The sequence below is a fragment of the Streptomyces sp. MS06 genome (genome assembly GCF_047200655.1).
Classification (GTDB): domain Bacteria; phylum Actinomycetota; class Actinomycetes; order Streptomycetales; family Streptomycetaceae; genus Streptomyces.
The window spans coordinates 14,671-39,671 of record NZ_JBJZOJ010000043.1 but is presented as its reverse complement, the minus strand read 5'-3'; the positions used below and the strand labels follow the sequence as shown (position 1 = coordinate 39,671).

The 25,001-nt window shown below is 73.5% G+C and carries 22 protein-coding genes; 10 read left to right on the top strand and 12 right to left on the bottom strand.

The features are described from left to right. The first annotated feature begins 12 nt into the window (after positions 1-12). Entirely contained in the window at positions 13-966 is a 954-nt protein-coding gene (locus ACL02U_RS22330) for an SURF1 family protein (protein WP_412792665.1), read from the top strand. Here the strand turns inward: ACL02U_RS22330 and ACL02U_RS22325 are convergent. The 4 genes from ACL02U_RS22325 to ACL02U_RS22310 all read right to left on the bottom strand — a co-directional run bounded on the left by ACL02U_RS22325 (position 953) and on the right by ACL02U_RS22310 (position 5,654). Then, positions 953-2,011 (bottom strand): hypothetical protein, encoded by a 1,059-nt coding sequence (locus ACL02U_RS22325; RefSeq protein ID WP_412792664.1) that lies wholly within the window; start codon positions 2,009-2,011, stop codon positions 953-955. The genes ACL02U_RS22330 and ACL02U_RS22325 overlap by 14 nt on opposite strands. 206 nt (positions 2,012-2,217) lie before the next feature. Next, positions 2,218-2,904, bottom strand: coding sequence for a SigE family RNA polymerase sigma factor (locus ACL02U_RS22320; RefSeq protein WP_412792663.1), 687 nt, complete (start codon positions 2,902-2,904; stop codon positions 2,218-2,220). A gap of 423 nt (positions 2,905-3,327) precedes the next feature. Then, positions 3,328-4,380, bottom strand: coding sequence for an aspartate-semialdehyde dehydrogenase (locus ACL02U_RS22315; protein ID WP_412792662.1), 1,053 nt, complete (start codon positions 4,378-4,380; stop codon positions 3,328-3,330). After that, entirely contained in the window at positions 4,377-5,654 is a 1,278-nt protein-coding gene (locus tag ACL02U_RS22310) for an aspartate kinase (RefSeq protein ID WP_412792661.1), read from the bottom strand. The genes ACL02U_RS22315 and ACL02U_RS22310 overlap by 4 nt, the downstream gene beginning before the upstream one ends. Before the next feature lie 254 nt (positions 5,655-5,908). Between ACL02U_RS22310 and ACL02U_RS22305 the strand changes: the two genes are divergently transcribed. Continuing rightward, positions 5,909-6,628, top strand: coding sequence for a TSUP family transporter (locus tag ACL02U_RS22305; protein WP_412792660.1), 720 nt, complete (start codon positions 5,909-5,911; stop codon positions 6,626-6,628). Positions 6,629-6,713: 85 nt separating this feature from the next. Here ACL02U_RS22305 and ACL02U_RS22300 read toward each other — a convergent pair whose 3' ends face one another. The 3 genes from ACL02U_RS22300 to ACL02U_RS22290 form a co-directional block, all read right to left on the bottom strand. After that, positions 6,714-7,373: a DUF5063 domain-containing protein gene (locus tag ACL02U_RS22300; protein ID WP_412792659.1), complete on the bottom strand. Its 660-nt coding sequence runs from the start codon at positions 7,371-7,373 to the stop codon at positions 6,714-6,716. Continuing rightward, positions 7,366-7,965: a recombination mediator RecR gene (recR, locus tag ACL02U_RS22295; RefSeq protein WP_412792658.1), complete on the bottom strand. Its 600-nt coding sequence runs from the start codon at positions 7,963-7,965 to the stop codon at positions 7,366-7,368. The genes ACL02U_RS22300 and recR overlap by 8 nt, the downstream gene beginning before the upstream one ends. A 78-nt stretch (positions 7,966-8,043) precedes the next feature. Then, positions 8,044-8,388, bottom strand: coding sequence for a YbaB/EbfC family nucleoid-associated protein (locus ACL02U_RS22290; RefSeq protein ID WP_412792657.1), 345 nt, complete (start codon positions 8,386-8,388; stop codon positions 8,044-8,046). A 243-nt stretch (positions 8,389-8,631) separates the two neighbouring features. Between ACL02U_RS22290 and ACL02U_RS22285 the strand changes: the two genes are divergently transcribed. After that, positions 8,632-9,381 carry an SLATT domain-containing protein gene (locus ACL02U_RS22285; RefSeq protein ID WP_412792656.1) on the top strand — a complete coding sequence of 250 codons (750 nt, stop codon included), beginning with the start codon at positions 8,632-8,634 and terminating at the stop codon, positions 9,379-9,381. 157 nt (positions 9,382-9,538) lie between these two features. Here the strand turns inward: ACL02U_RS22285 and ACL02U_RS22280 are convergent, their stop codons facing one another. Beyond that, entirely contained in the window at positions 9,539-11,122 is a 1,584-nt protein-coding gene (locus ACL02U_RS22280; protein WP_412792687.1) for a substrate-binding domain-containing protein, read from the bottom strand. 123 nt (positions 11,123-11,245) lie between these two features. Next, entirely contained in the window at positions 11,246-13,642 is a 2,397-nt protein-coding gene (locus tag ACL02U_RS22275; protein WP_412792655.1) for a protein kinase domain-containing protein, read from the bottom strand. A gap of 304 nt (positions 13,643-13,946) precedes the next feature. On the opposite strand from ACL02U_RS22275, the gene ACL02U_RS22270 reads away from it, so the two are divergent. The 5 genes from ACL02U_RS22270 (at position 13,947) to ACL02U_RS22250 (ending at position 18,706) form a co-directional block, all read left to right on the top strand. After that, entirely contained in the window at positions 13,947-15,308 is a 1,362-nt protein-coding gene (locus ACL02U_RS22270; RefSeq protein WP_412792654.1) for an aspartate aminotransferase family protein, read from the top strand. Between the two features lie 180 nt (positions 15,309-15,488). Continuing rightward, positions 15,489-16,190 carry a GntR family transcriptional regulator gene (locus ACL02U_RS22265; RefSeq protein ID WP_412792653.1) on the top strand — a complete coding sequence of 234 codons (702 nt, stop codon included), beginning with the start codon at positions 15,489-15,491 and terminating at the stop codon, positions 16,188-16,190. Between the two features lie 136 nt (positions 16,191-16,326). Then, a complete protein-coding gene (locus ACL02U_RS22260; protein ID WP_412792652.1) occupies positions 16,327-16,977 on the top strand; it encodes a hypothetical protein in 651 nt (216 codons plus the stop codon). A gap of 120 nt (positions 16,978-17,097) precedes the next feature. Further along, the gene (locus tag ACL02U_RS22255; protein WP_412792651.1) at positions 17,098-17,847 is read left to right on the top strand and encodes a class I SAM-dependent methyltransferase; all 750 of its coding nucleotides are present in this window, start codon (positions 17,098-17,100) and stop codon (positions 17,845-17,847) included. Between the two features lie 223 nt (positions 17,848-18,070). Then, entirely contained in the window at positions 18,071-18,706 is a 636-nt protein-coding gene (locus ACL02U_RS22250) for a TetR/AcrR family transcriptional regulator (protein ID WP_412792650.1), read from the top strand. A gap of 96 nt (positions 18,707-18,802) precedes the next feature. Here ACL02U_RS22250 and ACL02U_RS22245 read toward each other — a convergent pair whose 3' ends face one another. Next, on the bottom strand, positions 18,803-20,620 hold the full coding sequence (locus ACL02U_RS22245) for a bifunctional metallophosphatase/5'-nucleotidase (RefSeq protein ID WP_412792649.1): 1,818 nt from the start codon (positions 20,618-20,620) through the stop codon (positions 18,803-18,805). A gap of 455 nt (positions 20,621-21,075) precedes the next feature. Further along, a complete protein-coding gene (locus ACL02U_RS22240) occupies positions 21,076-22,359 on the bottom strand; it encodes an adenylosuccinate synthase (protein ID WP_412792648.1) in 1,284 nt (427 codons plus the stop codon). Positions 22,360-22,577: 218 nt separating this feature from the next. On the opposite strand from ACL02U_RS22240, the gene ACL02U_RS22235 reads away from it, so the two are divergent. Continuing rightward, a complete protein-coding gene (locus tag ACL02U_RS22235; RefSeq protein ID WP_412792647.1) occupies positions 22,578-23,417 on the top strand; it encodes a diacylglycerol kinase in 840 nt (279 codons plus the stop codon). 67 nt (positions 23,418-23,484) lie between these two features. Here ACL02U_RS22235 and ACL02U_RS22230 read toward each other — a convergent pair whose 3' ends face one another. After that, positions 23,485-23,976, bottom strand: a complete 492-nt coding sequence (locus tag ACL02U_RS22230) for a GbsR/MarR family transcriptional regulator (protein WP_412792646.1) — start codon at positions 23,974-23,976, stop codon at positions 23,485-23,487. 113 nt (positions 23,977-24,089) lie between these two features. On the opposite strand from ACL02U_RS22230, the gene ACL02U_RS22225 reads away from it, so the two are divergent. Then, a complete protein-coding gene (locus tag ACL02U_RS22225) occupies positions 24,090-24,998 on the top strand; it encodes an ATP-binding cassette domain-containing protein (protein WP_412792645.1) in 909 nt (302 codons plus the stop codon). Positions 24,999-25,001 lie beyond the last annotated feature (3 nt).

Below are 25,001 nucleotides of genomic sequence, written 5' to 3'. Positions count from 1 at the left end.
ACCGTGGAGGGCGTGTACCGGTTCCTGCTGACGCCCCGCTGGTGGGGCATCAACGTCTTCGTGCTGCTGGCCATCCCGTTCTGCGTGTTCATGGGGTCCTGGCAGCTGAGCCGGTTCGAGGCCCGGATGAACGAGCACCGCGAGGCCAAGGCGCAGGCCGCGGCGAACGAGACGGAGGCGGCCCGGCCGCTGGCCGAGCTGCTGCCCGTCGACAAGCGGACCTCAGGCAAGCAGGCCACCGCCACCGGCCGCTACGGCGCCCAGCTCCTCGTCCCCGACCGGGAGCTGGACGGCAGGCGCGGCTTCTACGTCCTGACCCTGCTGCGCACCGACGCGGGCCGGGCGCTGCCGGTCGTACGCGGCTGGCTCCCCGGGGACGCCGACGCCGCGAAGGCGCCCGCGCCGCCCGGCGGCGAGGTCACCGTCACGGGGGCCCTGCAGGCCTCAGAGACGCCCGGCGACAACGGCGTCAGCGCGCGCGGCGGGCTCCCGTCCGGCCAGACCGCCGCGATCAGCGACGCCTCGCTGGTGAACCTCGTGCCGTACCGGCTGTACGACGCGTGGATCACGCTGGACGAGGCGGACGCGGGCATGACGGCCGTGCCGGCGACCGCGGCCCCGGGCACCGGCCTCGACCTGAAGGCGTTCCAGAACCTCGGCTACACCGGGGAGTGGTTCGTCTTCGCGGGGTTCGTGGTGTTCATGTGGTTCCGGTTGCTGCGGCGCGAGGTGGAGTACCGGAAGGACGAGGCGCTGGGGATCCTCCCCGGCGGAACCGGAGCCGGAACCGGGGCAGGAACCGGGACCGGGGCACGAACCGGGACCGGGGCAGGGACCGGCACGCGGCCCGGGACCGACACGCAACCCGGCACCGGCACGCGGCCCGGGACCTCCGAGGACGTGGACGCGGGGACGCCCGAGCCGCTCGGGGAGGCCCGGGCGTCCGGGAGCCCTACGGCGCCGTGAGCAGCCCGGTCCGGTAGATCGTCCCCGCGCAGGCGTTGGGGACGGTGACGGATGCCGTCGGCTCACCGGCGTCCGGGGTGTGCGAGACGACGACGCTGCCGTCCGCCGTGCCGTCCGCGGTGGCCGGCTGGGTACTGGTGCCGGTGCCGGTGCCCCCGCCGGCGCCGGTCCCCGTTCCGGTGCTGCCGGAGTCGGCGTCCTTGCTGGGCGACGGCGCCGGCGAGGCGGTGCCGCCGCTCGCGGCCCCGCCTCCGGAAGTGCCGCCGCCGCTGCCGGCCTGGCAGGTGCGGGCCGGCACCCAGGCGAACTCGACCGTGTAGGAGGAGCCGGGCGCCAGGGACACCCGGGGCACGAACAACGAGGGGTCGGGCAGGTCGGCGGCGGCGTCGCCCGCGGTGTGCCGCACCACCGTGATCCGGGTGGCGTCGGCGGCCCCCCGCGCGACGAAGGCCACCGTGCCCGCGGCGCCGACGGTGCACTCGCCGTCGGAGACGTTGCTGACGCGGAAGGTGCCGTAGACGATGCCGGCCGCGTCGGGGACCTCGGCGGTGGCCGTGACCCGGCCGAGCTGGGCCGAGGTGCAGACCGCGGGGGTCGCCGCGGCGGCCGTGGGGTCGGCGGAGGGGCTGGTGCTGCCCGGGTCGGCGGCGGGCGTCCGCTGCGGCCGGTGCCGGTCGGTCGGCTCCGGGGTCCTGCGGGTGTCGGTGCCCACCGTGTCCTTCGGCTCGCCGGGGTCCTTGCCCTGGCTGGTGCCGCCCTGGGCCTGCGAGCTGCTGCCGGCCATGAAGGGGTCGGGCTCGGAACCGGCGGAGCGGGAGACGTGCACCAGCGCGGGGACGGCGGTGCCGACGAACAGGGCCGCGGCGGCCATGCCGACCACGGCCTGCCGCTTGCGGGCCCGCCGGGCCGGTACCGCACGGCGCAGGTGCTCCAGGCTGCCGTCCCGCGGCTCCATCTCCCGGACCGCCTCGTGCAGCAGCCGGCGCACCGCCAGCTCGTCCGGGTCGAGTCCCGCGGGGCCCCGGTCGTCCAGGCCGTCGTTCACTGTTCCGTTCCCAAGGTGCGCTCGCTGGTGCTGTGGGGTGCGCGGCCGCGTCGGCTCGTGCCACGCGTACGGTTCGTGGCGCTCGCGCCCGTCCCGCGGGTGCGGATCTCCGTCGGTGCGGTCGTGCCCGTCGTCACCGCGTCCGCGAGGACCGCCGTCGGCGCCGTCGGCGCGGGCGTGCGACTCGCCGTCGGGGGCGCCGCCGGTCACGAGTGGGCCCCCATGGCGACGCGGAGGGCGGCGATGCCGCGGGAGCCGTACGCCTTGACCGAGCCGAGTGAGATGCCCAGCGCCTCGGCGACCTGGGCCTCCGTCATGTCCGCGAAGTAGCGCAGCACCAGCACCTCCCGCTGCCTGCGCTGCAGGCCCTTCATCGCCTTGATCAGGGAGTCGCGCTCCAGCAGGTCGTAGGCGCCCTCTTCCGCGCTGGCCATGTCCGGCATCGGCTTGGACAGCAGCTTCAGGCCGAGGATGCGGCGCCGGAGCGTCGAACGGGACAGGTTGACGACGGTCTGGCGCAGGTAGGCGAGCGTCTTCTCCGGGTCGCGGACCCGTTTGCGGGCGGAGTGCACGCGGATGAACGCCTCCTGGACGACGTCCTCGCAGGAGGCGGTGTCGTCGAGGAGCAGAGCGGCCAGCCCCAGCAGGGAGCGGTAGTGGACGCGGTAGGTCTCGGTGAGATGGTCGACGGTGGTTCCGGCCGTGACGGTCTGCTCGCCGCCGTCGCGCTGGCCGGGGAGACGGGTGGGCCGTGCCGCGGGCATCGGCGCGATCACCGGCAGGCCGCCGGTCGCGCCCGACACGACGGTTCGGAGTGCGGCGCGGGGCGGGCGCAGGGCCGTTCGGCGCGCGGCCGTTCGGCGCGCGGCCGCGAAGTCGAGTACCTCAGCCACGCCAGTTGGACCCGTCCGCCCCCGCGAGGGTTGTACGCGCCGGGCGCCGCGTCCGCGCCGGCCGGCACCGCTCCCGCGTCAGGCAGGACCGGCTGTGCCTCGATTGCCCTCATGCGTCCCGCTCATCCCCTAGTTCCTCCGGACGGGCGTCCCCACGCCCGCGCCCAGGCCGTCCCCACGTCCTGGAATGGCACGCGTCCCCGTGTCCCGTCGAAGGCCCGTCCGACGACGGACCGAGGGCGACGGCAAAGACGCTCCCCGCCCTCCACGCGGTTGCGGAGGACGGGGAGAAGATCTTCGAACGCCGGAGGGGCGCACTTCAAGTGGTCCGGACCATTGCCCTGGTCACATGACCCACGCAGACCCTACAAAAGCGCACAGGATCCGTCCGCTGCTTTTCCGGGGGCTTTCCGGCGGCTTTGCTCAGGAGAGCTCGGCGGCCACCAGTTCGGCGATCTGGGCGGTGTTGAGCGCGGCGCCCTTGCGCAGGTTGTCGCCGCAGACGAACAGTTCCAGCGCGGTGGGATCGTCCAGCGCCCGGCGCACCCGGCCGACCCAGGTCGGGTCGGTGCCCACCGCGTCGGCGGGCGTGGGGAACTCCCCCGCGGCCGGGTCGTCGAACAGCACCACGCCGGGCGCGGTGGCGAGGATCTCCTGGGCGCGCTCGACCGTGACCTCGCCCTGGAAGCGGGCGTGCACGGTGAGGGAGTGCGTGGTGACCACGGGCACGCGCACGCAGGTGACCGCGACCGGCAGGGTCGGCAGCCCGAGGATCTTGCGGGACTCGTCCCGCACCTTCATCTCCTCGGAGGACCAGCCGTCCTCGCGCAGCGACCCCGCCCACGGCACCACGTTCAGCGCGACCGGCTCCGGGAACGGGCCGGTGTCGTCGCCGACCGCCCGCCGCACGTCGCCCGGGTTGGTCCCGAGTTCGGAACCGGCGACGAGGGACAGTTGCCGCCGCAGCGTCTCGACGCCGGCCCGGCCCGCACCGCTGACCGCCTGGTACGACGACGCCACCAGTTCGCGCAGACCGAACTCGGCGTGCAGCGCACCGACGGCGACGATCATCGACAGGGTCGTGCAGTTGGGGTTGGCGACGATGCCGCGCGACCGGTTGCGCACCGCGTGCGGGTTGACCTCCGGCACGACCAGCGGCACCTGCGGATCCATCCGGAACGCGGCCGAGTTGTCGACCACCACCGCGCCCCGGGCCGCTGCGACCGGCGCCCACTGCGCGGAGACCTCGTCGGGGACGTCGAACATGGCGACGTCGACGCCGTCGAAGGCGTCCTCGGTGAGCGCCGCGACCTCGACCTCCTCCCCGCGCACGGCCAGCTTGCGGCCGGCCGACCGCGGGGAGGCGATCAGGCGGATCTCGCCCCAGACGTCCGCACGCTGGGACAGGATCCGGAGCATGACCGTGCCGACGGCCCCGGTCGCACCCACGACCGCGAGCGTCGGCTTGCGGGTCATCGTCCGGTGCCTCCATAGACGACGGCCTCGTCGCTGTCCGAGTCCAGCCCGAAGGCGCTGTGCACGGCGCGGACCGCCTCGGCCACGTCGTCGGCGCGCGTGACGACCGAGATGCGGATCTCGGAGGTGGAGATCAGTTCGATGTTGACGCCCGCGTCGGACAGCGCGGTGAAGAAGTCCGCGGTGACGCCGGGGTTGGTCTTCATCCCGGCGCCGACGAGGGAGATCTTGCCGATCTGGTCGTCGTAGCGCAGCGAGTCGAAGCCGATGCCGCCCCGGTTCTTCTCCAGCGCGTCGATGGCCTTGCGGCCCTCGGTCTTCGGCAGCGTGAACGAGATGTCCGTCAGGCCGGTGGACGCGGCGGACACGTTCTGGACCACCATGTCGATGTTGATCTCGGCGTCGGCGATGGACCGGAAGATCGAGGCCGCCTCACCCGGCTTGTCCGGTACGCCGACGACCGTGATCTTGGCCTCGGAGGTGTCGTGTGCGACACCGGAGATGATGGCCTGCTCCACCTGCTGTTCCCCTTGCTTGATCGGCTCGCTGCTCACCCATGTGCCCTGGAGTCCGCTGAAGCTGGACCGGACGTGGATCGGGATGTTGTACCGGCGGGCGTACTCCACGCACCGGTGGAGCAGCACCTTGGACCCGGACGCGGCAAGTTCGAGCATGTCCTCGAACGAGATCCAGTCGATCTTCCGGGCCTTCTTCACCACGCGCGGGTCGGCGGTGAACACGCCGTCGACGTCGGTGTAGATCTCGCAGACCTCGGCGTCGAGCGCGGCGGCGAGGGCCACGGCGGTCGTGTCGGAACCACCGCGACCCAGCGTGGTGATGTCCTTCTTGTCCTGGCTGACGCCCTGGAAGCCGGCGACGATGGCGATGTTGCCCTCGTCCACCGACGCCCTGATCCGGCCCGGCGTCACGTCGATGATCCGCGCTTTGTTGTGGACCGAGTCGGTGATGACACCTGCCTGGCTGCCGGTGAAGCTCTGGGCGTTGTGGCCCAGGTTCTTGATCGCCATGGCCAGCAGTGCCATGGAGATCCGCTCTCCGGCGGTCAGCAGCATGTCGAGCTCGCGCCCGGCAGGCATCGGGGAAACCTGCTCGGCGAGATCGATCAGCTCGTCCGTCGTGTCGCCCATCGCGGAAACCACGGCCACCACCTGGTGCCCGTTCTTCTTCGCTTCCACGATCCGCTTGGCGACGCGCTTGATGCCTTCGGCATCGGCTACGGAGGAGCCTCCGTACTTCTGCACGACAAGGCCCACGTGCGCTCCTCGCTCCGTTTGTGTTCTTTCCGCATGTACGACGGTGTACCGCGGTCGGCTCAGTCTAACGAGCGTCCGATATCCACCCCTGTGGTGCCGCATGGTGAGATGCCCCGAAAGGCGGCCTCTGCGGCTCTCCACGGGAGGGGTCCCGTCACCCGTCCAGAGGGGTCCCTGCCCACTGAAGGCGAAGTGATGGGTGCGAATTGGATTTCAAGCCGATTACGTGACTCGACTCACTAGTATCGCGCCTCGTGACGGGTGATGTGCTACTGGCGGGAGTCGTGCTGGTCGGCGCGGGCGTCCAGTGGCTCACCGGCATGGGTTTCGCCCTGGTGACCGTCCCCGTACTGGTGCTGCTCCTCACCCCCGCGGACGGCGTCCTGCTGGCGAACTGCGCCGCCGGGGCGATCAGCGCGGTGGGACTGGCGAGCGGCTGGCGCAGGGTGCGGGTCGGCGCGATGGTGCCGTTGTGCGCGGCCGCGGCCTGCACGGTACCGGCGGGCGCCTGGCTCACCCGCCGCCTCTCCGAGCCGGCCCTGACCGCGGTCATGGGCGGCCTGGTGACGGCCGCGGTCCTGCTGGTCCTGCGCGGCGCCCGGGTGCCCGCGCTGCGCGGCCGGAGGGGCGCGGTCGCGGCGGGCGCGGCGGGCGGCTTCATGAACAGCGCGGCGGGCGTGGGCGGGCCGCCGATGTCGCTGTACGCGGTGAACGCGGACTGGACGGTCCGCGAGTTCGTCCCCAACGCCCAGTTCTACAGCGTCTTCGTCAACGTCCTCTCGCTCGCGGCGAAGGGCACCCCGCACCTGGGCGCCGCCCGCTGGGCGTGGGTGGGGGCGGCACTCGTCGCGGGCGCCGCGCTCGGGCGCGCGGCGGCGGGCCGCATCCCCGACCGGCGCGCCCGGCTGCTGGTGCTGCTGCTGGCGCTGGCGGGTGGCGCGACCGCGCTGGCCAGGGGCCTGTGGGAGCTGTGAGCGCCACCCTTCCGGCGCTCACGGGGACACCTCGCCGCCCCTCCGGCGCTGCCGGGGAAACGTTTCGGACGGGTCAGCCGGGCCGCTACTCGCCCGCACGCAGCCCCAGCGGCTCGGCGATCTCCTCCTCCATCACCTGGCCCGCCTCGAACTCGAGCGTCTCGTCGCCGATGCCCTGGTCGGTGTCCAGCCCGTCCAGTTCCTCCAGCGGCTGGTTGAGGCGGACGTGGGCGACGACCGACTGCAGCGCCCGCAGGGTCGCCGACGCCGTGGAGCCCCAGTTGGAGAAGTAGGAGAACTGCCACCACCACAGCGCCTCCGTGGTGCGGCCGGCGCGGTAGTGGGCCATTCCGTGGCGCAGGTCGGTGATGACGTCGGCGAGATCGTCGGAGATCCGCGCCGCGACGGGAGCCTTGCGGGGCTCGTACGGGTCGAACACCTCGGAGTAGACGTCGACCGGCTCCAGCATCCGGGCCAGGTTCTCGCGCAGACCGTCGACGTCCGGCTCCGGGCCGGGGTCGGGCTCGTAGCGCTCGTCGGGAACGATGTCCTCGTGCGCGCCGAGGCGGCCGCCGGCCAGCAGCAGCTGGGAGACCTCCAGGAGCAGGAAGGGCACCGCCGAGTCCGGCTCGTCACCCTTGGCGACCTCGGTGACGGCGACCAGGAAGCTCTCCACCTGGTCGGCGATCTGGACCGCGAAGTCGTCCGGGTTCTGTTCCGTCGCGTGCAGCGTGGCGTCAGACATCTAGGAGTCGTCTCCCCTCGAAGGCGCGGCCGAGGGTGACCTCGTCCGCGTATTCCAGGTCGCCACCCACCGGGAGGCCGCTGGCCAGGCGGGTGACCTTCAGGCCCATGGGTTTGATCATGCGGGCGAGGTACGTGGCGGTCGCCTCGCCCTCCAGGTTCGGGTCGGTGGCGAGGATCAGCTCGGTGACCGTGCCGTCGGCGAGACGGGCGAGCAGCTCCCGGATGCGCAGGTCGTCGGGGCCGACGCCCTCGATCGGGCTGATGGCGCCGCCCAGCACGTGGTAGCGGCCGCGGAACTCGCGGGTCCGCTCGATCGCCACGACGTCCTTCGGCTCCTCCACCACGCAGATGACGGCGGGGTCGCGGCGAGTGTCCCGGCAGACGGCGCAGTGCTCCTCCTGCGCCACGTTGCCGCACACCGCGCAGAAGCGGACCTTGGCCTTGACCTCCATCAGCGCCTGGGCGAGGCGCCGCACGTCCGTCGGCTCCGCCTGCAGGATGTGGAAGGCGATCCGCTGCGCGCTCTTGGGACCGACGCCGGGCAGCCGCCCCAGCTCGTCGATGAGGTCCTGGACCACGCCTTCGTACACGGACTGCCGTCCTTCCTGGTTCCCTTACGGTACGTACGGTAGTTGCCCGCGGCCCCGCGCAGAAGGCGGGTGCGCCCCTCAGAAAGGCAGACCGGGGACACCGCCGCCACCGCCCAGCCCCTGGGCCAGCGGGCCCAGTTTCTGCTGCTGGAGGGTCTGCGCGTTCTCGTTGGCCGCCTGGACCGCGGCGACGATCAGGTCGGCGAGGGTCTCGGTGTCCTCCGGGTCCACCGCCTTCGGGTCGATCCGCAGGCCGCGCAGCTCGCCGGCCCCGTTGACGGTGGCCTGCACCAGGCCGCCGCCGGACCGGCCCTCGACCTCGGTCTGCGCCAGTTCCTCCTGGGCCTTCGCCAGGTCCTGCTGCATCTTCTGCGCCTGCTGCAGCAGTTGCTGCATGTTCGGCTGGCCACCACCGGGGATCACGATCAGCTCCTCTTCGTCTGCTCCTCGGCACGAGCCTACGTGCTCCACGGGGCCCTCGCCCCACCACTCTTTCGAGTGAGAGCGTCGGCAGCCCTATACCTGATCAAGGCCCTCTTCCAGGCGGAAAAGAGGGGGAACCGTGCACCCCGCCACCCATTGGGCGGTAGGAAGGGTGCCGCGTGTCGGCATGAAATGTCACGCAAAGTGATCGGCCGTGATCGATAGACCGATAGGGAGTGCCGGGTGGGTCAGCCGGACATGCAGCCCGAGCGTCCGCCTCGGGACGGGCGGGGCGAGGGTGCGGCCGGTCTGCGGCCGGGCGATCTGGGCGGGCGGGCGTTCCCGCTCGGCGACTGGGGCGAGCCCGCGGAGCGGCTGGACGAGCTCTACCGCTGGGTGGAGAGCGGTGCGCTCCAGACGGCGGCCTGGTACCTCGACGACCGGGTCTGGAAGCGGCGGGGTGCGTGCGTGCTCCGGACCGGCGCGGCCGTCGGCGCGGTGTCCGGCGCGGCGCTTCCGCTGCTGGACCTGACCGGCGTGCTGGGCGGGGGAGCCGTGTGGGGGTACCTGGCGCTGCTGCTCGCGGTGGCGTGTGTGGGGGCGGACCGGTTCTTCGGTGTGACGTCCGGGTGGATAAGGGACGTCGCCACCGCACAGGCCGTGCAGCGGCGACTCCAGGCCCTGCAGTTCGACTGGGCGTCGGAGAGCGTGCGGGAGGTGCTGGGGCCGGCGGAGGGGACCGCGGGGGAGGCCGCCGAACGCTGCCTCGCCGTGCTGCGGCGGTTCTGCGAGGACGTGACCGAGCTGGTGCGGTCGGAGACGGCCGACTGGATGGTCGAGTTCCGCACCGGGTCCACTCCGATGGGTATCCAGTCCGCCGTGGCCCCGGGGACGGCGCGGCAGGAGGCCAACGTCGTCCAGGGCCGGTTCCCGGCCCCACCGGGTACCGCCCGCCCGAACATGCCGCGGCAGCGGCCGCCCGAGCCGAGGTGAGTGCGGCACCGCCCACCGGGCCCGGGAGCGAGGGCCGGGGGACGCGAGGGCCGGGTGGGGCAGCCCGCGGCAGGCGCGGCGAGGGGCGCGGGCCTGGGCGGGCGGGGCCGGGCGCGGGCGTCCGCCGACGGCACCGGCCGGAGTCCCGCGGCGCGGCTCAGCCGGCGTCCGGTGCCGGGGCCGACGGCGCCGTCAGGTCCCCGGGCGTGTCCTGCCCGCAGAGCCGCAGCCCCTCCGGCGTCCAGCACGGCACATGGCCGTGGGTGCGGATGACGGCCTGGCCGTCGCCGCGGGTGAGGTAGGCGAGGAAGCCGGAGGCGAGCGAGTCTGCCGGGGGCCGGCCGTAGGTGTAGGCGTACTCGACCTCCCGGTAGGGGTAGGCGCTGTCGCCGTGCTCCAGGTCGTCGACGGAGGCCTCGTGTCCGTCCAGGCTGACCAGGTGCAGGCGGTCCTTCGCCTGTTCGGCGAGGTTCAGTTCGCTGTAGCCGATCGCGCCGCTGGTTCCGGCCACCATGGTCAGTACCTGCTCGGTGGAGTTGAGTTCGCAGCGCACGACGGGCACCGCGGGGTCGTCCCGGTGCAGGCAGTCCGCCGACGAGTTGGCGATCTCCCCGCGGTCCAGGACCCGGCGCTGGAACACCCGCCGGGTGCCCGAGCCGGCGTCGCGGCTGACCAGGCGTACCGGCAGGTCCGCGCCGCCCAGTTCGCGCCAGTCGGTGACACCGCCGCGGTACAGCTTCCGCACCTGCTCGGTGGACAGGCCGGTCACCCCGGCGTCCTTGTTGACGACGAGCGTGAACACGGACACCGCGACCCGGTTCTCCCGCAGTTCGGGCAGCCCGTCCGGCTTGGGGCCGTCCGACAGCGCCACCATCGCCGGTGCTCCCTTGCCGGTCCGGGCGCCGGTGGCCGCGAGCGCCCGTACCCCGGTCGTCGAACCGTGCGGGTCCACCGTGATCGACGACCCCGGGCAGTCCCGCTCGTACTTCTCCGCGGCCTCCCGCGCCACCGGGGCGAACGCGGTCGACCCGACGACCGTCAGCGTCCCCTTCGCGCAGCCGAGCGGCGGCGGGGTGTCGTCGTGGGCGACCACGAGCGCGGCCAGGGCGACGACGCACACCGCGAGCAGGACGCCGATCGTCCGCGCGGGCCGGCTGAACAGCGGCGCCCGGTCGTCCAGCGTGGTGCTGCGGTTGGGGTGCACCTCGCCCTCGCTCAGGCCGCCGATGAGCCGCACCTCGTTGCCGACGTCCCCGCCGGACAGCAGCACCAGCAGTTTGAAGTGCTCGCCGCGGTTGAGCGGGACGCGCGGGACGCGCAGCCGGTTCGCCTCGAAGCCGAAGCCCCGCTCGGCGGTGAAGTGGTCCATCAGGTGGTCGGTGTCGGTCGGCTGGGTGACCGACACACCGCGGACGGTGCGGCCCGTGAACACCGCGGTCAACCCGTGCCGTTCGGGGCCGGTGTAGTCGTCGCGGGCCACGCCCAGCCAGCCGTCGTTCTCGATCCGCAGCAGGACGAGCGTCGCGTCCGCCATGCCGGCGATCTCGTCGAACAGGCCCAGGCGCCGGTTCGGGCGTCCGGACCGCACGCCGCCGCCGATCGGGTTGTCCATCTGGATGCGGTAGCCGATCCGTTTGCGCCGCGGCACGCGCCGCTCGTACCAGACCATCACCCCGGATGCGGCGATGCCCAGCACCGCCGTCCCCACAGCCACCACGTTCTCCGCGCTCAGCCACTCCACCGTGGGTGCCCCCGCCCCCTGCCCGCCGGATCGTCCGGTCACCGTACGTCCGAGCGGGCGGGGAGGCGGGTGTGCGCCGCGACTGTTCGCGGAACGTTCAACTACCGCTCAGCGAAAGCTCGTTCAACGCTGCTTCGTGTACGTCAGCTTCTCGCCGGTGCTGGTGTTGGTCCGTTGCAGCCGGCCGTCGGGCAGCAGCGAGACCTCCGTCGGGTCGCCCGGCGCGCACGAGGAGGCCGGCCGGCCCTCGGTGACCTTGGACGGGCCCATCTGCAGGGGGCCCTCGGGGCGGGGCCGCTGGCTCAGCGGAGCCGTGAACACGCAGTGGTAGGAGCCGGTGCCGGTCGGTCCGTCGGCGACCAGGGTGAGCACCGTCTCGCCCGCCTCGCCCTGCCTGATGGTCAGCCGGCGCGGGTTGGCGCCGCTGCCGGTGTCGATCGTCGTCGTCCAGGTGCCCAGGTACTTCTCCGGGACCGCTCCGGTCTGCGGCGACGCACCGCCGTCCGACGGCGACGGGGATACGGAGGGGCCGGCGGACGCCGGGCCCGGCGACGCGGACGCGCCGGTGGTCGCGGGCCCGGAGGTGGGCTTGGGGTCCGGGGCGGCCTCGTTCCCGCGGCTCAGCAGCGCGTACACGGTGCCGCCCGCGGCCAGTGCGACGACCACGGCGATCACCACGAGGAGCACGGTGCTGCGGCCGCCCCGGCGCGGTGGCTCCGGCCGCTCGGCGGGCGGGTACGGCGCGGTCGGCGGAACGTGCCCCGAGCCGTCCGCAGGGCCCGGCCCGTACGGCTGGTACGGCGGGCGGGTCTGCTGCGGCGGGTGGGTCTGCTGCGGCGGGTGGGTCTGCTGCGGCGGGTGGGTCTGCTGCGGCTGTGCGGCGGGCGGGCCGGCGCTCCACCCTCCCGCCTGCTGCGGGTGGCCGTACGCGGGCGCCGCCGGTGGTGCCTGCGCGGGCCCGGGCGGGTAGCCGTAGGCCTGCGGTTGCGGCTGCACCGGCGGCTGCGGCCGGCCGTGGCCGTAGGAGTGCGGTGCGCCGGGTGGCATGGGGGTGCCGGGCGCCGGGGTGGTGGCGGCCGGGTCCTGCGCGGGCGTGGTGTGAGGCGGGGCCGGACGCCCGGAGTCGCCCGGTTGGTGAACCGGTCCGCCGGAGCCGGCCGGTGCACCCCGGTCCGCGGGCCCGGTACCGGCGGCCGCGGGCCGTGCGGGCCCCGCGTCCCCGAACGGGTCGGCGGGGCCGACGGGGCCAGCGGGGCCGACGGGGCCCGCCGGGCCGAGCGGAGGCGTGGAGGCCGGAGCCCCGTGAGCCGGCCGGTCTGGGGCCTGGGCCCGGAATTGGGCCTGGTTCCCGGCCTGGGCTTGGTTCCCGGCCTGGGCTTGGTTCCCGGCCTGGGCTTGGTTCCCGGCCTGGGCTTGGTTCCCGGCCTGGGCTTGGTTCCCGGCCTGGGCTTGGTGCCGGGCCTGGGCTTGGGCCTCCCCGGGAGTCCCGTGCGGTTCAGGAGTTGCCGGGGGGCCGGGCGGAGTCGGCGTCCCGGACGGCGCGGCCTCGTCCGCCGCTCCCCCGGGGCCTCCCGTGCCGGGTGCCGGGGACGACGGGTCGACCGGGTTCTCCGCGTCCAGCAGCCGCACCGCGTGCCGGCCGAGCTGGGCGACGAGGGCGCTCGGCAGCCAGGGGTCGCGGGAGCGGCCGTCGGCGACGGTGTCCTCGGCTCCCGTGCGTTCGAGGACCTCGGCGGGTGCGGGGCGGGCGGCGGGGTCCTTCCTCAGGCAGGCGCGGACCAGGTCGGCGACGCCCTCGGGGACGCCCTCCAGGTCGGGGGCCTCCTGGGCGATGCGGAACAGCTGGGCATGGACACCGCTGTGGGCGGCGCCGAAGGGGAGTCTGCCGGTGGCGGCGTAGGCGAGGACGGAACCGAGGCAGAAGATGTCGCACGCGGGTGTGACGCGCTCGCCCCGCACCTGCTCGGGGGCCATGAACCCGGGCGAGCCGACGAGGGACCCGGTGCTCGTCATCCCCTCCTCCGCCACGGACTCCAGCGCCCGCGCGATGCCGAAGTCGATGACCCTGGGGCCGTCGATCGTCACGAGTACGTTGGACGGTTTGAGGTCGCGGTGCACGAGGCCGGCGCGGTGGATGTCCAGCAGGGCGTGGGCCAGGCCCGCGGCCAGGATCCGTACCGAGCGCTCGGGCAGCGCGCCGTGGTCGTGCCCGACGACCTGCTGCAGGCTGGGTCCGGCGACGTACCCGGTGGCGACCCACGGCACGGCGGCCTCGGTGTCGGCGTCCAGCACGGGGGCGGTCCAGTGGCCGCCGACCCGCCGGGCCGCCCGGACCTCCTGCCGGAAGCGGGCCCGGAACTCCTCCCGCGCGGCCAGTTCCTCGCGGACCAGCTTCACGGCGACGGTGCGGCCGCGGTCGGAGCGGGCCAGGAACACCTGCCCCATGCCGCCGGATCCGAGTCGTGCCAGCAACCGGTACGCGCCGATGCTCTGCGGGTCCCCCGGGCCGAGTCCCTCCATTGCCGACCGCCCCTCCCCCGTGTGCGCCCTCCGACGAGATGAGGATAGTGCCGGGTCCGGGCAGGTGGGCGGGGTGGTCCCCGCAGTCGGGCCGCGGCGGTCCGGCACGCCGGGGCGCGGCCGGTACGGGTCGGCGCGGCGGCAGGGCGGCACGGCGGGGTGGCGGCACGGCGGGGTGGCGGCACGGCGGGGTGGCGGCACGGCGGGGTGGGGCGCCTCGTCGACAACCTGTCGCCGGAAACCCGCGCCGGGCAGACAGGTCGCCGATACCGGGCCCGCGATCCCGGCGCCTACGCTCGGCGGCATGACCCCTCAGCCCGCCCCTCAGCCCCGGACCGGCGCCGCCGTGAAGGCCGCGGACCGTGCGCACGTCTTCCATTCCTGGTCCGCGCAGGACCTCATCGACCCGCTCGCCGTCGCCGGTGCCGAAGGGTCGTACTTCTGGGACTACGACGGCAACCGCTACCTCGACCTCACCAGCGGTCTCGTCTACACCAACGTCGGCTACCAGCACCCCCGGGTCGTCGCCGCGATCCAGGACCAGGCCGCACACCTGGCCACGTTCGCGCCCGCCTTCGCGGTGGAGGCCCGCTCGGAGGCGGCCCGGCTGATCGCCGAGCGCACGCCCGGCGACCTGGACAAGATCTTCTTCACCAACGGCGGCGCGGACGCCGTGGAGCACGCCGTGCGGATGGCCCGGCTGCACACCGGGCGCCCCAAGGTCCTCTCGGCCTACCGCTCCTACCACGGCGGCACCCAGCAGGCGGTGAACCTCACCGGCGACCCGCGCCGCTGGGCGAGCGACAGCGGCAGCAGCGGCGTGGTCCACTTCTGGGCTCCGTTCCTGTACCGCTCCCGCTTCTACGCGGAGACCGAGGAGCAGGAGTGCGCGCGGGCCCTCGAGCACCTGGAGACGACGCTCGCCTTCGAGGGGCCGGGCACGATCGCCGCGATCGTCCTGGAGACCATCCCCGGCACGGCCGGCGTCATGGCCCCGCCGCCCGGCTACCTGGCCGGGGTGCGCGAGCTCTGCGACCGCCACGGCATCGTCTTCGTGCTCGACGAGGTGATGGCCGGCTTCGGGCGGACGGGCGAGTGGTTCGCCGCGGACCTCTACGGGGTGGTGCCCGACCTGATGACCTTCGCCAAGGGCGTGAACAGCGGCTACGTACCGCTCGGCGGTGTGGCCCTGTCCGGCGGGATCGCGGAGACCTTCGGCAGGCGGCCCTACCCGGGCGGCCTGACCTACTCCGGGCACCCGCTGGCCTGTGCCGCCGCCGTCGCGACCATCAACGTGATGGCCGAGGAGGGCGTCGTGGAGAACGCGGCGCGGCTCGGCGGGTCCTTCCTCGGGCCCGGCCTGCGCGAGCTGGCCGCACGGCACCCCAGCGTCGGCGAGGTCCGCGGGGTGGGCATGTTCTGGGCGCTGGAACTGGTGCGGAACCGGGAGACGCGCGAGCCGCTGGTGCCGTACAACGCGACCGGCGAGGCGAACGCGCCGATGGCCGCCTTCGCGGCCGCCGCGAAGGCGCACGGGGTGTGGCCGTTCGTGAACATGAACCGGACGCATGTCGTGCCGCCGTGCACGGTCACCGAGGCCGAGCTGAAGGAGGGCCTCGCCGCGCTGGACGCGGCGCTGTCCGTCGCCGACACGTACACCGACTGAGGGGAACGGTCCGCCGCCCGCGGCAGCACGCGGCGGGCGGCGACCGCGGGGGCCGCGCGGGCGGCGGGGGCTGCGGCGGGCCGCGCGGGCCGGCGGGCCACCGCGTAAGGTGACGTGCTCACAGGAACGCACCGTTTCGGACGAGCACGACACCCGCACGCACGAGGGAGCCACCCCATCATGTCCGGCAGCACCGGCAACGGCGCCGTCACCCGCAGCACCCTGCGGCAGCAGATCGCCGACGCGCTCCGCGACGAGGTGCTGGGCGGGAGGCTCGGGCCGGGCCGCGAGTTCACGGTGAAGGAGATCGCCGAGCAGTACGGCGTCTCCGCGACGCCCGTGCGCGAGGCGCTGGTCGATCTGGCCGCGCAGGGCCTGCTGGAGGCCGACCAGCACCGCGGCTTCCGGGTGCACGAGTACTCGCTCGGCGACTACCGCGGCATCGTCGAGGCCCGCAGCCTGGTCACCGAGGGCATGCTGCTCGCCCTGGAGGGCGGGCACCGGAGCTACGAGCGCCTGGCGGATCCGCGGCTGGCCGGAGCCGTCGCGGGCGTGCGGCGGCGCGGCGACGAGGCGCGGCGCGCGGCCGCGGCCGGTGACCTCGCCGTGCTGATCGGCTACGACCTGCGTTTCTGGCGGGAGCTGAGCGGCCTGTTCGGCAACCCGTACCTCGGCGACTTCCTGCACCGGCTGCGGGTCCAGTCGTGGGTGTGCGCGGTGCAGCATCTGCGGCGGCTGGCCGACCTGCGGGGCCATCTGTGGTCCGGCCACACCGAGTTGGTGGACGCCCTGGTACGGCGCGACACCGCCGCGGCCCGGACGATCGTCGCCGGCCACAACGCGCACTCCCTCGCGCTGATCGAACGGCTGGCCGCGGGCTGAGCCGCGGGGCCGAGGGCGGACGGCCCGCCCCGACGCACGGCGGGAGCCGCGCCGGGCGGCACGGACTACCCTTCATAACTGCTGATCGTGCCGTGACCGCCGTGCCGTTCGGGGACGCTGTGTGAGGAGCCCTCTTTTGGCCTGTGACCTGTGGCTGGTACCGCTCGTCGACGTGTTGTGCCACACGCCCGACAACCCGTTCGCCGAGGAACTCGCGCAATACAACAAGGCGCTCGCCGAGGCGGGACTGCCGCCGGTGCCGGTGTACCAGTACATGCCGGGCCTGTCGGGCGACGTCGCGCCGGTGGCCGGGTTCGACTACGACGCCCTGCACTTCCTGCGCCGCGCCCACCTGCTGCAGCTGTGCGGACTGCAGGTGACGCCGGTCGACGAACTGGGCGGGGACTACGAGCAGTTGCTGGAGATGTTCGAGTCGACGGCCCAGCAGTCCCATCTGGTGTGGCACTACGACCATGCCGGCGCCTATGTCCCCCTGGACTTCCCGGCGCCCCTGTTCAACGACGAACTCCTGGCCGGCGGCGGGCCTTTGGGCTCCTCGCACGCGCTGCTGCGGGAGTTGGAGGCGGTCGCCCCGGCTATCGGCATCGACCCCGCGAACCCCCCGGCGGCGCCGGCGCCCCCCGCGGGCCCCACCGACCTGGAGCAGCCGGCCGCCCCGGCTCCGCCCGACCCGAGTCCCTTCGCCCGGGAGCGCCACGTGTGGCTGGGCCTGCACGCGGCGGCGACCCGGAGCCTGGCGCAGGGCTCGATGATCGTGTTCAGCTGAGCCCCCTCCCCCACGTGTTCCCGGGCGTACGCCGCCGTCCGCTCCCGGTCCGGAGGGCGGCGCCCCGCCCCCGCGAAATCCGGGTGCGGCGCGGGCCGGTGGCCGTCTAGGGTGCCGGCCATGCAGCCTGCGGACTTCTACACCGGTCTCGTGGCGGACCTCTACGGCCCGCTGAAGTCCTTCCCGCAGGATCCGGAACCGTATGCGCGGTTCGTGCTGCAGGCCGGGGCGCCCGCCCTGGAGCTGGGGTGCGGGGACGGTGACCCGCTGCTGGAGCTGCGCCGGCGAGGCCTGGACGTCGAGGGCGTGGACTCCTCCGCCGACATGCTGGCGCGCCTCGGCCGCCGGGCTGCCGGGCAGGGGACCCCGGTCACCGTGCACCACCAGCGCATGGAGGAGCTCGACCTGCCGCGCCGCTACCGGGCGGTCTTCCTCGCCGGGCCGACGTTCACGCTGCTCCCCGACGACGCCGCGGCGCTCGCCGCGCTGCGGGGTGTCCGCGCCCACCTGGCGGAGGGAGGCAGGTTCCTGGTGCCCCTGTTCACTCCCGGGCCGACCCCGGCAGAGGACGTCGGGCGGGTCCGGACGGCCGTCGCCCCGGACGGCGCGGAGTTGCGGGTGTCGGTCGTCGCCGAGCAGCGCGACGAGACCGCGCGGACCCGGACGACGCTGCTGCGCTACGAGCGCCTGCACGGCTCGCGGTACGACGTCCTGGAGCGTCCGTGGGTCGTGCACTGGTACGGGCGGCGGAGGTTCGAGGAGTTGGCCGGGGAGGCCGGCCTGGAGGTCGAGTCGGTCACCGGTCCGGGCGGCGGGAGCGTGCCCGACGACGCCACCGAGGTGCACGTCCGCCTCGGCGCCGCCGCCTGACCTCGGGGGGCGGCGCCTTCGCGGGCGCGAGGACACGGCGGCATCCACCGGCCGCCCGCTCCGTGGCCTCCTCCGTGGCCTCCTCTGCAGGCTCCTCTGCGGGCTCCTTCCCGGTGGCGCTTCGGGGGACTTCGGAGTCCCTCCTCGAAAAACTGCGACACTTCCGAAGGATCTGTAGCGGCTTTTCGTGCGGCACCCCTCCCCGCCTGCCATGCTGCCCGCCATGACCGGATCGCGCCCCTCCGCCTCGCCGCCCGGGACCGGCGTCGGGACGGTGCATCGCGCCGCCCTGGAAGCCCTGGCCAGGCACGGCCCCCGGCGGACCGGCATCACGCACATCGCCCGGCTGGCGCGCTGCGACCGGTCGTACCTGTACCGGCACTGGGGGGACGCCGGAACCCTGCTCCGGGAAGCCGCGCTGAGGGAGTTCCACCGCCTGCTCCTCGTGGCCCGCGAGGTGCCGGGCAGGCTGCCGCCGCCGCGCTGCCTCCCGGTGCTGCTGGTATTGCGCGCGGCACGGCTGCTGCGCGAGCACCCGGTCGTGGGGGCCTTGGCCCGGCAGGAACCCGAGGCGGTGCACGCGGCCGTGCTGGACACGGGCACCGTCTGGCACGGAACGGCGTGGGAGTGGCTGTGCGCGCACGTGACCGCGGATCTGCCCGCGGGTGCCCGGCGGGACGCGGTGACCCTGGCGGTCCTGACCGCCGCGCTTCCCTACGCGCTCACTCCGCCGGCCGCGGCGGACGCCGGCCGGGCGGCCGAGGCGCGCGCGGTTGTGGACCGCCGACTGGGCCTCACCCTCCACGCCTGCCTGGGGCTGCCGCCCGACTGCCTCGACTGCGTGCCCGCCGGGGGGTGACGCCCGGCGCGCAGTCCTGCCGCGCGCGCCGGACGCCGCCGCCCGGGGCTCCCTGCCGGCGGACCCCCTGCTCGCCGGCCCCTTGCCGGAGGGGGACTAGAACACCGGTGTGCCGTCCTGCGTCAGACGCCAGTTGGTGGCCGCGAAGTCGGCCGGGTCGAGGGTCCCGTTCTCGGTCACGTAGTCGATCATGAGCTGGCGGATCTCGGTGGTGGAGCTGAAGGCGATGTCGGCGCCGGCGATGTGCGGGTAGCCGGAGCCGCCGTTGGCCCGGTAGTTGTTGACGGCGACGACGAAGACCTGGTCGTCGGCGACCGGGGCGCCGTCGTGGGTGAGGTTCCTGATCCGGGACCCCTCGGGCCGGGCGATGTCGATCTCGTAGGAGACGCCCGCCGCCGTGTCGTACATGTAGTCCCAGAAGCTGTTGGCGTTGGTCAGCGTCGCGGTGTCCACCGCCGTGCCGGACGGCACCTGGTGGTAGTACTTCGCCGCGTACTCCAGGTAGTCCCTGAGCTGGGCGCCCGTCAGCTTCTTGCCGTAGAGGGTGTTGTCGTAGATGTAGAGGCCGGCGATGTCGCGGATGGTGACGTCGCCCTGGGGGATGTCGGCGGTGCGACTGAAGGGGGCCGCCACCGAGATGAGCGGCAGGGCCGCGTCGGCCGCCGACAGCCCGGAGGCGACCTGCTTCATCTGGACCTCGTGGATGAAGTCCATGACGGGCACGTCCTTCCAGCAGGCCTCGGCCGCGGAGAGGTCTGCGGTGCAGGTGCCGACGGGCGTGTTGACGTACGACACGACCAGTTCGTGGTCGGCGCGGAGGAGCTTGGTGATCTCCTCGTCCTCGTCGACGCCGGCCGGGTCGAGGGTCGCCGCCTCGATGCCGACGACCCGCCACTGCCCGCGGACGAACTCCATGTCGAAGTCGAAGACCGTGAGCCGCTTGCCGTAGCAGAACGGCTCGGAGAGGACGACGTCCTTGCCGGTGTGCTTGTTCTTCACGGTGTACGAGGGCACCTCGACGTGGGTGTGGCCGACGAGGATCGCGTCGATGCCCGGCACTTCCTCGGCCACGAGGTTGGAGGCGTTCTCCACGTAGGGGAGTTCGTCGCCCCACGAGGTGGAGCCGTCCAGTCCGGAGTGGTCGGTGAGGAAGACGACGTCGCAGCCGAGGGCCCGGAGCCGGGGCACGTACTTCTTCGCCTGCTCGACGAGGCCGGGGAAGACCATCTTCCCGGCGACGTTGTCCTTGTCCCACAGCGCGATGCCCGGGTTGGTCAGACCGAGGATGCCCACCTTGATGTCCGGTCCGTGCGGCACCCGTACGCGCTTGATGGTGTACGGCTGGAACGCGGGCCGCAGCGTCTTCGCGTCGCAGGCGTTCGCACCCAGCAGCGGGAAGCGGCACTGGCTCTCGAACTTCCGCAGCAGCTCGATGCCGTAGTTGAACTCGTGGTTTCCGAGGGCGGCGGCGTCGTACCGCATGGCGTTCATGGCGACGGCCATCGGGTGCCGCGGGGCGTCGTCGCCGGTGATCGGGTCGACGCGGGCGAAGTAGTAGGCCAGCGAGGTGCCCTGGATGATGTCGCCGGCGTCGACGAGGAGCACGCGGTCGTCGCCCTTGGCCTCGCGCTGCTGCTTGATGAGGGTGGCGACGCGGGCGACACCGACCGAGTTGCCCGCCCTGTCGGTGTAGGCGGCGTCCGTGTAGTAGTCCCAGTCGAAGACGTGGCTGTGCAGGTCGGTGGTGCCGAGGATGGAGAACGACCAGGTGTGCGGGGGCCTGTGGTGGTGGTGCGGTCCTCGCTCCGCGGCCTCGGCGGTGGTGGTGCCGACCGCTCCCGCGGCGGCCACGGCCGCGGTGGTGACGGCCGACTTCTTCACGAACTCCCGGCGGTTCATGGGGCTGACGGGCATGCAGTGCTCCTGGGGCTGTGGCGACGCGTGCAGACGGGCTTGCCGTGCGGGGCTACTCGCGTAGATCGTGCTAGCGCCCGCCGGGGCCGAAAACCAGGAGATAACCATGTCCAGGTCAAGGATCGGTCAGCAGGGTGCCCCGGGAAACAGCGGAGGAACAGTCGATGTCGGGCATACCCCGTCTCAGGGACGGTCGTTCAGCCTGATCCGCGGCGGCCACAGCACCCCCGGCAGCGCATCCGCCGGTCCGTGCGCGCGCTCAGACCGCACGTGGTCAGACCGCACGTGGTCAGACCGCACGTGCGGACCACACCGCGCACGGCGGCGAAGCGCCGGCCGGGCCGGGCCGTCCCCGTCGCGGGGGACGGCCCGGCCGCAGCGTCAGGTACCGGACGTCCGGGCGCGGCCGGCGGGCGGCACCTCGCAGGAGGTCCGCCCGCCGGGCCGGCGTCGGGTCAGAGGAACGAGTTGATCTCGATCGTCTCGTTCCGGCCCGGGCCCACGCCGATGGCGGAGATCGGCGCGCCGGACATCTCCTCCAGCGCCTTCACGTAGTCCTGCGCGTTCTTCGGCAGGTCGGAGAAGGACTTCGCCCCGGTGATGTCCTCGGACCAGCCCGGCAGCGTCTCGTAGACGGGCTTCGCGTGGTGGAAGTCGGTCTGCGAGTAGGGCAGCTCCTCGACCCGCCTGCCGTCGATCTCGTAGGCGACGCAGACCGGGATCCGCTCCCAGCCGGTGAGGACGTCGAGCTTGGTGAGGAAGAAGTCGGTGAGGCCGTTGACGCGGGTGGCGTACCGGGCGATGACGGCGTCGAACCAGCCGCAGCGCCGGTCGCGCCCCGTGGTCACACCCCGCTCGCCGCCGATCCGGCGCAGCGCCTCGCCGTCCTCGTCGAAGAGCTCGGTCGGGAAGGGGCCGGCTCCGACGCGTGTGGTGTACGCCTTCAGGATGCCGATGACCCGGCTGATCTTCGTCGGGCCGACGCCGGCACCGGTGCAGGCGCCGCCCGCGGTGGGGTTGGAGGAGGTGACGAAGGGGTACGTCCCGTGGTCGATGTCGAGCAGGGTGCCCTGCCCGCCCTCGAACAGCACGACCTTGTCCTGCTCCAGCGCCTGGTTCAGGACCAGCACCGTGTCCGCGACGTACGGCCGGAGCTGCTCCGCGTAGTCGAGGAGCTCCTCGACGACCTGGCCGACGGCGATCGCGCGCCGGTTGTAGAGCTTGGTCAGGACCTGGTTCTTGACGTCGAGGGCCGCCTCGACCTTCTGCGTCAGGATCGACTCGTCGTACAGGTCCTGCACCCGGATGCCGACGCGGTTGATCTTGTCCGCGTAGGTGGGGCCGATGCCCCGTCCGGTGGTGCCGATCTTGCGCTTCCCCAGGAAGCGCTCCGTCACCTTGTCGACCGTGACGTTGTACGGCGTGATGATGTGCGCGTTGCCGCTGACCAGCAGCTTGGACGTGTCGACGCCGCGCTCGTTCAGGCCGCTCAGCTCGGAGAGCAGGACCGAGGGATCGACGACGACGCCGTTGCCGATGACGGGCGTACAGCCGGGCGACAGGATGCCGGAAGGAAGGAGGTGCAGTGCGTACTTCTGGTCGCCGACGACGACCGTGTGGCCGGCGTTGTTGCCGCCCTGGTAGCGCACTACGTAGTCCACCGACCCGCCGAGCAGGTCGGTCGCCTTCCCCTTGCCTTCGTCACCCCACTGAGCACCGAGCAGCACAAGTGCGGGCACGCGCGTACACCCCTTCCGGGCGGGGCATGTCCAAGGCCGGGGGCGTACGCGTAGAGTTCCCGCCGCGTCCGCGGAGGGTTCCCACCGCGGACCGCCGCGACCGTCTTCGGCCGCCCGACCGTCGGACCGGATGCCCCGGAATAGACGAAGCCCCTGGCGCAATAGCGCAAGGGGCTCTTGCACAAAGATGCTACCCGAGGAAGCGAGGCAGGACCGAGGTGGCGACTTTCGCGACGTCCGACCAGCTGTTGGTGATCATCGATCCGGTGGCCCGGCGGGCCGACGGAGAGGCGGTACGGATCGCGAAGGACGTGCTCAGCGCGGGTGCGGCGACCAAGGTGTGCCTGCCGGACGACCCGGAGGAGTTCGCCCGTGCGCTGGCGCGCCGCGGCTCGCGCCGGCCGGTGGTGGTCGGCGACGACCGGGCCTTCCTGCGCACGGTGTCGCTGCTGCACCGGCAGCGGGAACTGGCCGGCTGCCCGCTCTCGGTGGTGCCGGTGGGCCCCAGGTTGTCGGTGTCCCGCTCGCTGGGCCTGCCGACCGGCGCGGTCACGGCGGCGCGGGCCGTGCTGGACGGGGTGGAGCAGCGGCGGGACCTGCTGGTGGACGACAGCGACGGGGTGGTGCTGGGCGCCGTCGGCATTCCCCCGGCCGCCGTACCGCAGGACACCGGGGAGGCGCCGGCGCAGGCCGCTCCCTGGCTGCGGACCTGCCGCTCCCTGGTGCGCACCCTGGTCCCCGCCCGCCCCGGCCGGGCCGACGGGGGCGCACCGGGCCCGTCCCGGATCCGCGTGGAGGTGGACGGGGTGACGGTGGTGGACCTCGGTCAGCCGGTGGCGGCGGTGTCCGTGACACCGGGGGACTCGGGCGTGGCCGAGGTGGAGGTGCGGTCGGCGCCGGCGGGCTCGGAGGAGGAGCCGGTGCGGACGGTGGGGCGGACGGTGTCCGTCTCGGGGGAGGACTTCCGGTACCGGGCGGACGCCGGGGTGTGCGGGCCGGTACGCCGGCGGACCTGGACGGTGCGGGAGGGGGAGCTGGGGCTGGTGGTGCCGGGCTAGGGCGCGTTCCGAGATACCGATTCCCGCGCGGCGCCCGCGGGGCCCGGCGCGCACTCTCGACGCGCCCTCACCCGAACAGGCGTCGGCGGTGTGCCTGCCAACGCTCCATCATCTCGGCCACGTCCCGCTCGATGAACTCGAAGAACGCCAGGGTCTCCGCGAGCCGCCGCCCCGCCGGGGTCTCGCGTCCGAGGCTGCTGACGCCCTCGCGCAGGGCGGCCTCCCACCGCTTGATGATCGCCTCGCGGTTGGTGAGCGCCTGGTACCACTGGTCGCCGTGCACCCGGTACCGCTCCCTGCGGGACCCGGGCTCCCGCTCGCGCGAGAGCATGTGCACCTGGGAGAGGTAGCGCACCGCGCCGGACACGGCAGCCGGGCTGATCTTGAGCTGCCCGCCCAGTTCGGCGGAGGTCAGCGCACCGTCGTCCGAGGCGAGCAGCGCGGAGAAGACCCGTGCCGGCATCCGCGGCAGACCGGCTTCGACGAGTTGCGCCGCGAAGCGCTCCACGAAGCGGGAGACCGCCTCCGGATCCCGCTCCGCCGTCTCCGGCTCCGCCATGCCTCGATCATCTCCCCTGCTGCAACCGGCCGGTGGCTCCCCGGTGAGTCTATCCGCCGTTCACTGAGTTCCTTAACTTCACAAACTTCTGAAAGAAGCGTACGTTCTGCTTCATGACGAAGGCAATCACCGTCTCCGGTCTGCACAAGTCGTTCGGCCGCACCCACGCGCTGGACGGCCTCGACCTCGACGTCGAGACCGGAGAGGTCCACGGCTTCCTCGGCCCCAACGGGTCCGGCAAGTCCACCGCGGTCCGCGTCCTGCTCGGCCTGCTGCGCGCCGACGCCGGCACCGCCCGGGTACTCGGCCGCGACCCCTGGCGGGACGCGGTGGAGGTGCACCGACGCATCGCCTACGTCCCCGGCGACGTGACGCTGTGGCGCAACCTCTCCGGGGGCGAGGTCATCGACCTGTACGGCCGGCTGCGCGGCGGCCTCGACGGCGCCCGCCGCGCCGAACTGGTCGAACGCTTCGAACTCGACACCACCAAGAAGGGCCGCACCTACTCCAAGGGCAACCGGCAGAAGGTCGCCCTGGTGGCCGCGTTCGCCTCGGACGTCGACCTGCTCGTCCTCGACGAACCGACCTCGGGCCTGGACCCGCTGATGGAGGCGGTGTTCCAGCGCTGCGTGGCCGAGGAGCGCGAGCGCGGCCGCACGATCCTGCTGTCGTCGCACATCCTCAGCGAGGTGGAGGAGCTGTGCGACCGGGTGAGCATCATCCGCAAGGGGCGCACCGTGGAGAGCGGTTCGCTCGCCGAACTGCGCCATCTGACCCGGACCAGCGTGTCAGCCGACCTGGCCGGCCCGCCCGACGGGCTGGCCTCGCTGCCCGGCGTGCACGACCTCGACGTCCGCGGGAACCGGGTGCGCCTCCAGGTCGACACCGACCGGCTGGACGCGGTACTGCGGCAGCTCGCCGCGACCGGGGTCCGCTCGCTCACCTCCACCCCGCCGACGCTGGAGGAACTGTTCCTGAGCCACTACCGGGAGGACCTGCGCCGGCCGGAGGCGTCCCGGTGACCG